A 12,437-nucleotide genomic window follows, 5' to 3' on the forward strand; every position below is an offset into this window, starting at 1 on the left:
AAGCCTCGCCGGATTATTCCGGCAAAGCAGAAAAAGGGGTGTCGCGGGCGTAAAAACGGATCCAGTCGGTGACGGATTGCTGAAAGCGTTCCAGCCCGCGCAGGGTGACAAATTCATTCACGCCGTGCGCATTGCCGCCGTGGCCGAGGCCGCCAATCAGAAAGGCCGGTGCGATGCGGGCAAAGGTATACGCCGGTGCGCAGCCGGGTGCCCACGGCCAGACCTGCGGTTGCGCGCCCTGAGCCTGATAGCTGGCGAGCAGGGCATCGACGCCGGGGCTGTTGCGCGGGAAACGGTGGCCGGGGTAACTGTCGTCCAGCTCAAGTTCCACGCCGTCGAATTCCGCCCGGCTGAGCGTCTGGCGGATTGCCGCCAGCAGGTTTTCACCGTCAATGCCCGGCGGTACGCGCAGCGCGAGTTCCGCGCTGGCGCTGTGCGGGATCACGCCCCGTGCCTGTTGCGGATCACTGCAGATTTCTGAAATGTTGAGCACCGCGCCGTTGATCAGTTGTTGCAGGCAGGCCAGCGTATCGCCGCTGACCGATAATTTTTCACTGCGGCGAAAGTGCAGTTCATCGCTGATGCTGAACTGTTGCGCCAGGGTATGCAGCAGCCGGTTTGCCGGTTCATCCACCGTCTGACGGGCGATGACGCCGCTGTTTTCGGCGGGTGCAATGGCATGAAGGGCATGAACCAGCCGCCAGACGGGATTGGCAATCCAGTTGGCGTTACTGGCATGGATAGCCGCGTGAGGGCCACCCCATGCGCCGCCGCTGACCCGTAAACGGCCGCCGCTCAGTCCGCTGAAACCGAGATACACGCGAGGTGCGCCGCCGCCGTATTCACACAGCGAAGGGAAAAATACCGCCCCGGCGGACGGCACCGGACAGGGTTCCTGCGCCAGGTAACGCCGTAACCGGCCACTGCCCGTTTCTTCCTCGCCTTCGAGAATGATCTCGAGATTAACGTCCGGCCCGCCTGCGTCACACAGCGATTTTATCGCCATCAGCATGCCTGCCAGTGGCCCTTTATTGTTCTCTGCGCCGCGTGCGATATACACCGCACCGGTGCCCGGCCATTCGGTAATACCGCCGGTGAAGGGCGGGAATTCCCAGCCTTCGTCCGTGGCAGGCATCACGTCGTACATGTTGTACAGCACCAGCGTTTTTGCCGCCTGACGCTCAATGCGCATGTGCACCAGCGGCGGCGTGTTGTCGTCGTTCTGCTGGCTGACCGGCAATACCGGCACGCCGTGCAGATTCTGGTGTATCCAGTCTTCCAGCCACTGCGCCAGCTCACGCTGCGGGCTGAGCTGGCCGGAAACACTGGCGAACGGCGTCATCGCATGGAGCAAATCGAGCGTCGGTTGCAGCGCTGGGGGAACGGGATGTGTCACAGGCGGATCCTCGGATTGAGTACCACATAGAGCAAATCGATAATCAGGTTGATGCCGACAAACACCAATGCAGCAAGCAGCACAATGGCCTGTACCAGCGGGAAATCACGGTTCTGGATCGCCTGAACGGCGAGGCGACCAATACCCGGCCAGGCAAAAATGATTTCGGTCACCAGCGCACCGCCAAGCAGCGAGGCGAAATACATGCCCTGCACTGTAATGACCGGGATCAGCGCATTGCGTAAACCGTGGCGAACCACAATCCGCCAGCGGCTCAGCCCTTTGGCGCGGGCGGTACGGATGTAATCTTGTTGCAGAACGTCAATCAGGCTGGCGCGGATCAGCCGCGCAATGGCGCTCATGTAATACGCGCCGAGACTGATGGCAGGCATCACCAGCTGACTGGCGCTGCCATAACCGCCGGACGGCAACCAGCGCAGGTTCAGGCTGAAGGCGATGATCAGCAGCAGGCCAAGCCAGAACACCGGCACCGCCTGACCGCTGAAGGCCAGCAGGCGTGAGACCAGATCCCATAACGTGTTCTGATATAACGCGCTGAAGATGCCGAGCAGCAAACCGGCGACGGTGCTCCAGAGCAATGCGGTAATGGCCAGCAGCAGGGTGGCGGGAACGCGCTGGCCGATGAGTTCGGTGACCGGCTGGCTGTAGCGCAGTGATTCGCCCAGATCGCCCTGTAAAACACCGGTCAGATAATGCCAGTACTGCCACGTCAGTGAACGGTCAAAGCCCATGCTGTGGCGGAAATTGTCGATTTCCTGCTGGCTGGAGCCCGGCGGCATCATGACCGCAGCCGGATCGCCGGTCAGGTGCAGGCTGTAAAAAATCAGCAGCGACACGCCAAACATCACCAGCACTGACTGCCCGAGGCGTTGCAAGATATAACGCAGCATATCAGTCGAGCCTCGTGTGGGTTTTACGCAGCAGGCTGTCGCCGAGCAGGTTGCAGCCAATCACCAGTGCGGCAATCACCAGCCCCGGATACAGCACCAGCCACTGTGCGAGCAGCATATAAGAACGGCCTTCGCCGATCAGATTACCGAGCGTCGGCGTCGGCGGCTGAATGCCCATGCCGAGAAAACCAATCGAGGCTTCCAGCACGATCAGGCGCGGAATATCCAGCGTCAGCAGCACGATCAGCGGGGTCATCAGACTGGGCAGCACATGGCGCAGCAAAATGCGCGGGGTGGAAAATCCCATGGCTTTGACCGATTCAATAAATTCCAGCTCGCGGATTTCCAGCGTTTTGGCACGGGCGACACGGGCATAAATCGCCCAACTGGTCACGCCCATGATCACAATGATATTGGTGAGTGACGCGCCGAACAGCGCCATCACCAGTAAGATCAGCAGGATGAACGGCACCGCCAGCTGGATGTCCATCAGGCGCATGATCAGCGCGTCGAGCCAGCCGCCGGTATAACCGGCAATCATGCCCAGCGCCGAGCCCGTCACCGCCGCAATCACCGCTGCCAGCAACACCACCATCAGCGAAAGCCGCGTACCGGATAAAATACGCGACAGCAAATCGCGCCCCAGCTGATCGGTGCCCAGCAGATGATGGCCGCCCGGCGAGGAAAAGGCCGCAGCCAGATCATTGGTCAGCGGATCCGGCAGGGGCAGCCACGGCGCCAGCAGCGCCGGAACAATCACCAGTAACAGCAACAGTCCGCCGAGGAGCCCGTCGCCGTAAAACCGGCGGCGGGATTTCCTTTGCAGGGTTGTACGCAGTGAAATCATTTCATCCTCAGGTCAAACAGCGGGATCCGCGAATCGGCGCGGCCGGTGAAGGTCACGTTGTCGGCACTGGCATACAGGGAATCTTCTTTGTACAGCGGGATAAGCGGTTGCTGGCTGGCGACAACCTGCTGTATCTGCTGCAAAATCTTCTCACGTTTGGCCGGGTCGACCGTGGTACGGCTGCTGTTCAGCAGGGCATCCAGTTCAGGCGAGTTCACCGTGGAATACGGCTCGCCGGAGTGCAGGATCGGATAAAGCGCGGCATCGGCGTCCAGCGTCTGTGTTGATCCCCACGCCAGCATGTACATCGGTGCCTGTTTCTGCGCCGCGACCTGCTGGGTATAGACCGACCATTCCGGCACTTCGAGTTGCGCTTTCACGCCGATGGCTGCCAGATCCTGCACAATCGCCTGGGCGACGTCTGCACTGGCAATATAACGGCGGGGTGCCTGGAAGCGCAGGGTGAAACCATGCGGATAGCCCGCTTCTGCCAGTAACGCTTTGGCTTTGGCGATGTCCTGCGCCGGTGCAGGGATCGCCTCATAGCCAAAATCTTTCGGCCCGGCCATGGTGCCGGTCGGCGTGCCGAAACCGTGCAGTAAATCGCGGGTATAGGCCGTGCGGTTCAGCGCCAGTGATAACGCCTGACGGACGCGCACATCATTCAGCGGTTTCTGGTCGTTCTTCAGTCCGAGGTAAATGGTCAGTCCGCCATTTTTTACCTGTTCGAGATGCACGCCCGGTTTATTTTTCAGCGCCGGCACCAGATCGGCCGGTACACCATCGACCAGTTGTACTTCGCCGGTCAGCAGGGCGGTGATGCGCCCGGTGGCCTCCGGGATCGGACGCCAGGTGACGGTATCGATGGCGGGCTTGCCGCGCCAGTAACCCGGATTGGCCTGCATCACCACTTTTTCATCGGGAATAAATGCGGTGAGGGTATACGCGCCGGAACCCACCGGTTTGCGGGCAAATTCCGCAGCACCGACTTTGGTGACATACGCCGGTGGCACAATATAGGTCGGGTAGCGACTCATGCGGGTTGGCAGCAGCGGGTCGGGGCCGGTGGTGTGGATTTTCACCTGATAATCGCCGGTAACTTCCACGGATTTGATGGTGCGGATATACGAAATGGTCGGCGCGTGATTCGCAGGATCCAGAATACGGTCGATAGAGAATTTTACCGCCTGCGCATTGACCGGCTCGCCGTCGCTGAACTTCACACCCTGACGCAGGGTGAACTCCCAGGTGGTATCATCGGGTGATTTCCAGCTTGTCGCCAGCCCCGGTTGCAACTGCATATTGGCGTCGCGCAGCACCAGCGTATCAAAGAGGTTATCCACCAGTGTGGCTGACTCTTTCAGGAAACCCGGGTCCATCGCCGTGGCGGAAGCTGGCTGGGCGATCACCAGTTCAGAGGCGAAAGCAGCCGGTGTCGTCAGGCTGATAAGCAGGGCCAGTGAAGCCGGTTTAAAGGCAGGTATTCTCATTACGGTCATTCCCAAAGTGAAGCCGCCAGAAGAGTTGACGGAATTAACGTGAAGGTTGTGCGTCACAAAAACGGTCAATCAGTATTCAATTCCTCAATACATGATATATCCTATATAATGTATTTTTGGCAAGCTACAGATTAAACCGCAAAAGAAAAGCCATTATTTTGCTAAAGGAAAACGTCAGATGTTTGAGATGGAAAAAGCGCAGCGTGTCAGCCTCACTATGCAGGTGGAGGCCAAACTGAAAGGGGCATTAATTGTCGGCGTACTCAAACCGGGCGCGCGGCTGGTGACCAAAGAAATTGCTGTAAAACTGGGCACCAGCGTGACGCCGGTGCGCGAAGCATTGCTGCGTCTGGTGTCGGCGGGCGCGCTTGATGCGACGCCTGCACAGGCTTTTCTGGTGCCTAAAATTGCGCTGGCGCGGTATCAGGAAATCACCCTTATCCGCAAAAATCTTGAAGGGCTGGCGGTATCGCAAGCCTGCGGGCAGATCACTGCGCAACACCTCGCTTTGCTGAAAACGCTGAATACCCGATTTATGGCGGCGAAAGTGGAAAATAACGTTGAGGACGCTTTAGAGGCTAACCGGGAGTTTCGTTTCACTCTGTATGAAATGGCCGCGATGCCCACGCTGACCGCGCTGATTGAGCAGTTGTGGGTGCAGATTGGTCCGTGTTTTAACTATCTTTATCCGCAGTCACCGCATATGGCGCAGGGCCAGCATAATTACGATCAACTGCTGGTGGCGCTGGAAGCGGGCGATGTTAAACGCTGCGTGAAGCTTATCCACAAATCGATTGATGACGGCGCAGCCATTCTCGGTAAGCATTATTTTCTACAGGAGTGACGGGCGGTTGCCGGGAGTCAGGAGGCATTGCCAGACTGCAACACGCAGTCTGGCAGGGTCGTTCATCAGAACATCAGCACCATCCACGGATAGGCAATCAGCATCATGCCGCCGAGGAAAATCGCGCCGAAGATGGTACCGAGGCGCCAGTAGTCTTTGGTTGGCAGATAGCCGCTGCCGTAATAAATCGGGCTCGGGCCGGTGCCGTACGGGGTGATGATCCCCATCACGCCCAGCGAGGTCACCATCATCAGGCAGTAAACCGGCATATTGATGCCCGGAATAGCCGCCGCAATGGTCAGCATCGCCGGTAACAGCGCGGTGGTATGCGCCGTGGTACTGGCGAACAGGTAGTGCAGCAGGAAGAACGCAATCAGCAGCATAACAGCGGCGACCTGCGGGTCGAATCCGTCGAGTAACTGACCGCCTTCTTTACCCAGCCAGGCAATAAAACCAACGCGGGCCAGACCATCCGCCAGCGCGACCAGCGTCGCAAACCACGCGAAGGTGTTCCAGGCCGGTTTATTACTGGTGATATCGTTCCAGTTCAGCACGCCGGTCCACAGCATCAGCACCACGACCAGCAACGCAGCCAGCGCGGGTTCAATCCACGCAGCGGCAAAAATCCACATCAGCAGCGCAGAACACACAAAGATCAGCAGCAGGATTTCGTTACGCGACAGCTTACCCAGTTTGTCGAGTTCGCTTTTCGCCCAGCGCGGCACCTCGTCATTAATCTTCACTTCCGGCGGATAGAACCAGTAGGCCAGCAAAGGCATGGTCAGGATCAGCAGCACCCCCAGCGGCAGGAACGCCAGGAACCACATACCCCAGGAAATCGTAAAGCCGGTGATACTTTTCACCAGCGCCAGTGCCAGCAGGTTCGGGGCCAGCGCCGACAGGAACATCGAACTGGTGATACACGCGGCGGTAATCGCCACCCACATCAGATAAGAACCGATTTTGCGCGCACTCGGATCATTGGGTTTGGAGCCGTATAACGGCGGCAGGTTGGCGATGATCGGGTAAATGGTTCCGCCGCTGCGTGCGGTATTGGACGGCGTGAAAGGTGCCAGCAACAGATCCGCAAAGGTAATGGCGTAACCTAATGTCAGGCTGCGACGGCCGAGATATTTCACCAGGATCAGGGCCAGACGGCGACCAAACTGCGTTTTGTCATATCCTGCGGCAAACATAAACGCGCCAAAAATAAGCCAGACCGTCGAGTTGCCGAAGCCGCTCACCGCCCATTTGAACGCCTCGGTGGGCATTTTAAATTTCGGGTTGGCGATTTCGGCCGGGCTGAATAACAGCCACTGACTGAAGAGGGCGATCACCACCACGCCGGTCAGGCCGATCACGGCGCCGGGCAAGGGCTCGAAAATCAGGCCGACAATCACGCCGACAAAGATGGCGAAGAAATGCCACGCATAGGGTTCAAGCCCGGCGGGGACCGGCGTCAGCAGTAAAAGCACCGCCACCAGCACCGGCAGGAACAACATAATCAGACGTTTTTTTAGTCCCCCGGAGGCCGGATCGGCCTTGCCGGGAACATTCAATGTCGATGTGGGTTTCATAAATTTTGTCTGCCCGTAATTGAGTGTGAGCGTTACGCCACGGTTATCAAAGATGGTGTTCTGATTCGGAAAACCATTAATTTCTTTCGAACTTAAATGCGTTAAGCGGTACGCAATGACAGCGGGTCCACTGTGACGAAATTAAGATGTTACTTTTATTCTTAGCCTGAATGACGCAATACATTCACTTATATCAATACGGTATCATTACAATAAGTGTGGTTATTTATTTATCGAAATAATCCGTTTAAGTGAATGTAGAGTAAATTTGCGTAAACGCCAGTTGTTGCAGTCAACTCTATGATTTTGAAGGTGAGATTTTTTATGTTATTCTAATGTTGATTTTTGTCAACTCATCATTAACAATTGAAGGTGGCATGGGTTTCTGTGTCGGATAAATAAACAACTCCTGTTTTCAGCACGTTTATAACGCCAATTTCATCGCCTGATGCAAATAAATTAGCTAACAGATTTCTATATTCGCCTGCTTCGGATTGCTTAATTAAACGTAGTTTTTTTACGGTAAGTAATGCGGTCATGGAAAAATTCAAGACTTACAGATTTCGGAGTTGATCATAATGAATAAGCTGACACCGGTACTGAATCCGCTCACGCTGCCAAACGGTGCGGTACTGAAAAACCGTCTGCTGATGGCCCCGATGACTACCTGCACCGGCTTTTATGACGGTACCGTCACCAGTGAACTGGTGGAATATTACCGTGACCGTGCTGGCAGCATCGGCACAATCATCGTCGAATGTTGCTTCATTGACCGCATGGGCCCGGCGTTTCCGGGTGCTATCGCTATCGACAGCGACAATAAAATTGCCGGTCTGAAGAAAATTGCCGATGCCATTAAATCCAAAGGCTCGAAAGCGATTTTACAGATTTACCACGGTGGCAGAATGGTGGAACCGGAGCTGATCGGCGGCCGTACGCCTGTCGCCCCAAGCGCCATCGCTGCACCCCGTGAAGGCGCGACCCGGCCAAAAGAACTGACCGGCGAAGAAGTGGAAACCATGATCACCAAATTTGGTGATGCCGTTAACCGCGCCATTAAAGCCGGTTTCGATGGTGTGGAAATCCACGGCGCAAACACCTATCTGATCCAGCAATTTTACTCGCCGAATTCCAACCAGCGCACCGACAAATGGGGCGGAGACCGCGACAAACGCGCCCGTTTCCCGCTGGAAGTGCTCGACATCACCCACAAAATGGCAGAGCGCTTTGCCGACGCCTCCTTCATTATCGGCTACCGTTTTTCGCCGGAAGAGCTGGAAGTGCCGGGCATCCGTTTTGACGACACGATGTATCTGCTGGAAAAACTCGCTGCGCGCGGGCTGGACTATGTGCATTTCTCGGTCGGACAACTGTTGCGTCCCTCTATCGTCGATACGCAGGACCCGACGCCGCTGATCACTAAATTCCGTGCCATGCGCTCTGAAACACTGGCTAAAGTGCCGGTGATTGGCGTCGGCGGCGTGATCAATAAAGCTGATGCCGAAAAAGGGCTGGAATACGGTTTTGATCTGATCGCGGTGGGTAAAGCCTGTATTGCTTATCCGGACTGGGCTGACCGCATCGTCAATAACGATCATCTTGAGCTGTTTATCGACAGCCATAAACGCGAAGAACTGAACATCCCTGAACCGCTGTGGCGCTTCTCTCTGGTTGACGCCATGATCCGCGACACCAGCGTCACCGGCCGTAAATACAAAGCCGGGGTGTATCAGGAGAAAGTCGAAGCCGAAGCGCTGAAACTGAAAATCAGCGTCACGCTCGACACTGACCGTATTACCGATATCGCGCTGGTGAAAGACGACTCGCTGGACGTCGATTTCACGACCACCTTCGAAAGCCTGCGTACGCGCATGCTGGTCGCCAACAGCCCGCACGTCGATGCCATTACCGGTGCGACCACCCAGAGTGAGGCGCTGAAAAAAGCCGTTTCCCGCGCGCTGGCAACTTCCAGCAAAGAACACGTCATCGAAGAAGGCGGCAACCCGCAGGCACCGCAAAACTACGACGTTGTGGTGATCGGCAGCGGCGGCGCAGGACTGGCTGCAGCGATTCAGGCGCACGACGAAGGCGCGCATGTGGTGATTATCGAGAAGATGCCCACTATCGGCGGCAATACCATCAAAGCCTCCGTCGGGATGAACGCCGCAGAAACCCGTTTCCAGAAACTGAAAGGCATCGAAGACAGCAAAGACCTGTTCTATGAAGAAACGCTGAAAGGCGGCAAGTTCAAAAACAACCCGGTGCTGCTGAGAGAGTTTGTGGAACTGGCACCGGAAGCCGTCGAATGGCTGGCGGCGAAAGAGATTGAACTGAATGACATCACCATCACCGGCGGGATGAGTATCGACCGTACACACCGTCCGGCGGATCGTTCCGCCGTTGGTGGTTTCCTGATCAGCGGCCTGGTGAAAAATATCAACAAGCGCGATATCGAAGTGCTGCTTGAAACCTCCGTCGCCGAAATCCTGTCCGAAAACGGCGTGGTGACCGGCGTGAAAGTGGTGGATGAATATAATGACAGCCGCATTCTGAATGCGAAAAGCGTGATTGTCGCCACCGGCGGTTTCAGTGCTAACCGCGAGATGGTGGTGAAATATCGCCCGGAACTGGATGGTTTTGTGACCACCAACCATGCGGGTGCGACCGGCAGCGGGATTGCCTTGCTACAGAAACTGGGCGCGGACACGGTGGATATGGGTGAAATCCAGATCCACCCGACGGTGGAACAGACCACGTCTTATCTGATTTCCGAAGCCATTCGCGGCGGCGGTGCGATCCTGATCAGCCAGACCGGAAAGCGTTTCTATAACGAGATGGAAACCCGCGATAAAGTCTCGGCTGAAATCATCGCCTTACCGGAGAAAAGTGCGTGGGTGATCTTCGATGAACAGGTGCGGTCGAATAACAGAGCGGCTGACGAGTATATCGCCAAAGGCTTTGTGATAAGCGCGCCAACGCCGGAGAAACTGGCAGTAAAACTCAATATGGATCCTCACACGTTGTCGGAAACCCTGCTGCGCTACAATCTGTTTGTGGTGGAGAAAAAGGACGAAGACTTTGGCCGTACCACTGCGCTGCGCCATCCGCTCAATCAGGGGCCGTTCTTTGCTATCCGCATCGCGCCGGGCGTGCATCACACCATGGGCGGTGTGACCATCAGCCCGGATACCGCCGTGCTTGATGCGCAAAAACAGGTGATCACCGGTGCCTGGGCCGCAGGCGAAGTGGTCGGCGGCATCCATGGCGCAAACCGCATCGGCGGTAACGCTGTCGCCGATATCATTATCTTCGGCATTCTCGCCGGTAAGAATGCGGCGGCGCTGGCGAAGCGGTAAGCGACAGAAGGTTAATGCTTTAAAATGAAAAACCCACGTGTGAGCGTGGGTTTTTTTATGGGTTACGATAAGCTGAAAAGTTTAACATCATAATCTGCATAAATTGATAAAAATATTTAATAGAAATCTTGTATTTGTTTACCTCAAGGTTTTGCGCTATAACTTCTGCAATTATGAAATATTAATCAGGGACTCTTTCTGGCAGGATTATTATACCTGGAGTCCCTCAATCAGTCTGTCATAATATACTGTGATAGCATGGAGGTATATGAGTAAACGCAGCGACATTACCAATTTTCATGGTTAGATTATATCAAGCCTTTAAATGATTTATCGAGCTTGTATTTATCTAATCGTTATCTAAACAGACCCGTGAAAAATATGTTTGATGATAAAAATAAACTCAATGGAAACGTGTACTTGTCCCTCAGAAAGGGGTTCCAAAAAAATACAGAACTCAAAATGCCTTCACATTACCCTATTTTTCCTCATCATCCGAGGTCCCCAGACTATTTTTACATTGGCGGTGATAGCCCCATGCCGATCTGGTGAATCAATTAAAGTGCATACAGAGGGTTATATGCAAAAAATAGTTAAGTGGTCCGGATGTTTTATAGCAATATTAGTTATGATATTCATGTGCCATATAGTATTAAGCTTGTATTTGTTGGGTTATATTCCTGATGGAAAGGAATATCGCAAATCAAATTGGGTTGACTATTATTATTTTACACCTGATGTTATTAAAAATGCGCCTGAAATTTCCAGTGATGCTATTTATTATGTGCAAGGTGGTGATGAAAATACCTTCTTAGAGGAAAAGGTCACCTGGACTCAGGTAAAAGATGTTCCACAGGCAGTGAAAGTACTGAAAACCTATTTAGTTGAAAGTGGTATTGATGTTGAAGCACGTTATAACATTGGTGAGCGATACTTTATTATTCCTTATGAGGATAAAGTGAGTCTGTTGATAAATACTTGCATGAAAAATTGCTGACAACGAGATCAGCAATTTTGTCGTTTCAGCCGAAAGCCTCCCGCACCGCCTGAATAAAACTGCGGATCTTCACGGTCTGTCGCAGACCGGCGGGTGTGAGGATATGCATGGGTCTTGAAGGTCCGTCGTAATCAGGCAATACCTGCACCAGTCGTCCGGCGTTGATCTCCTCGCGTAGCACATCTTCCGGCCCCAGCGTCACGCCATATCCGCTGACGGCAGCATGCAGCAGTGCGCGCCAGTCATTCGAGCGCAGACGGCCCTGCGGATGGATTTCCTGCATTCTGCCTTCCTGGTAAAATTGCCAGCGGCAGGGGGCCTGTGGCGACCAGATTCCGTAAACCAGACAGGAATGTGTCGCCAGTTCCGTCGGGGTTTCCGGTGCGCCATTTTGTGCAAGATAGCCCGGTGAGGCGCAGGCAATCAGCCGGTATGGCCGCAGCGGATAAGCAATCATCTGGCTGTCACTCAGTTCGCCAATGCGCAGGATCACCTCATAGCCTTCCTCGACCGGATCGACCATGCGATCGCTGAGCGTCAGTTCAATCTGTGTCTCCGGATACTGCGCCAGATACTGTGTAATGAATGGCGCCAGTGACGATGTGCCGAAGGTGACCGGCGCATTCACCCGTAACGTGCCGGAAGGTGTGACTTTCATTTCGAGGGCGATAGCATCCGCTGCCTCGGCCTCTGAAAGCACGATTTTACAGCGCTCATAATAACTGCGCCCGATGTCTGTCAGGTGCTGACGCCGCGTCGTGCGGTTGATCAGTGCCGTCCCCAGCCGCGATTCCAGCCGGGCGATATGTTTGGCCACCATCTGCGGGGAAATACGCAATGCTTCTGCTGCTGCCGCGAAAGAACCCAGATCAGCGGTTCTGACGAACACATTCATGCTGGTTAAGCGATCCATGATTCCCTCTTATTTGTTGTTTGTTTATGTCTGTGGTGGCGATTTATCAATGTTCAGTGTGGAATTATTCTTACCCTATCGACAACAAAATGAAAGG

General features: G+C 54.8%; 10 protein-coding genes. 3 read left to right on the plus strand and 7 right to left on the minus strand.

Annotation, left to right across the window (positions count from 1 at the left end; all coding sequences use genetic code 11):
- Positions 1-13: 13 nt before the first annotated feature.
- The 4 genes from HGO41_RS21320 to HGO41_RS21335 are packed head-to-tail and all read right to left on the minus strand — an operon-like array spanning position 14 to position 4,644.
- Positions 14-1,396 (minus strand): M20 family metallopeptidase, encoded by a 1,383-nt coding sequence (locus HGO41_RS21320; protein ID WP_250981371.1) that lies wholly within the window; start codon positions 1,394-1,396, stop codon positions 14-16.
- Positions 1,393-2,307, minus strand: a complete 915-nt coding sequence (locus tag HGO41_RS21325; RefSeq protein WP_250981372.1) for an ABC transporter permease — start codon at positions 2,305-2,307, stop codon at positions 1,393-1,395. Before HGO41_RS21325 ends, HGO41_RS21320 begins: the two co-directional genes overlap by 4 nt.
- 1 nt (position 2,308) lies before the next feature.
- Positions 2,309-3,154: an ABC transporter permease gene (locus tag HGO41_RS21330; protein ID WP_121019314.1), complete on the minus strand. Its 846-nt coding sequence runs from the start codon at positions 3,152-3,154 to the stop codon at positions 2,309-2,311.
- Complete coding sequence (locus HGO41_RS21335; RefSeq protein WP_250981373.1) at positions 3,151-4,644, minus strand: ABC transporter substrate-binding protein; 1,494 nt, start codon at positions 4,642-4,644, stop codon at positions 3,151-3,153. The genes HGO41_RS21330 and HGO41_RS21335 overlap by 4 nt, the downstream gene beginning before the upstream one ends.
- Before the next feature lie 187 nt (positions 4,645-4,831).
- Here HGO41_RS21335 and HGO41_RS21340 point away from each other — a divergent pair, with 187 nt between their 5' ends.
- Entirely contained in the window at positions 4,832-5,497 is a 666-nt protein-coding gene (locus HGO41_RS21340; protein WP_250981374.1) for a GntR family transcriptional regulator, read from the plus strand.
- A gap of 65 nt (positions 5,498-5,562) precedes the next feature.
- On the opposite strand, the gene HGO41_RS21345 is transcribed toward HGO41_RS21340, so the two are convergent.
- Both HGO41_RS21345 and HGO41_RS21350 read right to left on the minus strand, forming a co-directional pair.
- Positions 5,563-7,074 (minus strand): anion permease, encoded by a 1,512-nt coding sequence (locus HGO41_RS21345; protein ID WP_013575620.1) that lies wholly within the window; start codon positions 7,072-7,074, stop codon positions 5,563-5,565.
- Positions 7,075-7,433: 359 nt separating this feature from the next.
- Positions 7,434-7,613 carry a hypothetical protein gene (locus HGO41_RS21350; RefSeq protein ID WP_126124183.1) on the minus strand — a complete coding sequence of 60 codons (180 nt, stop codon included), beginning with the start codon at positions 7,611-7,613 and terminating at the stop codon, positions 7,434-7,436.
- Positions 7,614-7,652: 39 nt separating this feature from the next.
- Here HGO41_RS21350 and HGO41_RS21355 point away from each other — a divergent pair, with 39 nt between their 5' ends.
- A complete protein-coding gene (locus tag HGO41_RS21355; protein WP_250981375.1) occupies positions 7,653-10,430 on the plus strand; it encodes a flavocytochrome c in 2,778 nt (925 codons plus the stop codon).
- 580 nt (positions 10,431-11,010) lie between these two features.
- A complete protein-coding gene (locus tag HGO41_RS21360) occupies positions 11,011-11,427 on the plus strand; it encodes a hypothetical protein (RefSeq protein WP_250981376.1) in 417 nt (138 codons plus the stop codon).
- A gap of 25 nt (positions 11,428-11,452) precedes the next feature.
- On the opposite strand, the gene HGO41_RS21365 is transcribed toward HGO41_RS21360, so the two are convergent.
- Entirely contained in the window at positions 11,453-12,340 is an 888-nt protein-coding gene (locus tag HGO41_RS21365) for a LysR family transcriptional regulator (RefSeq protein WP_250981377.1), read from the minus strand.
- Between the last annotated feature and the right edge of the window lie 97 nt (positions 12,341-12,437).

It is taken from the genome of Rahnella sp. CG8, assembly GCF_023701875.1.
Taxonomy (GTDB): Bacteria; Pseudomonadota; Gammaproteobacteria; order Enterobacterales; family Enterobacteriaceae; genus Rahnella; species Rahnella aceris.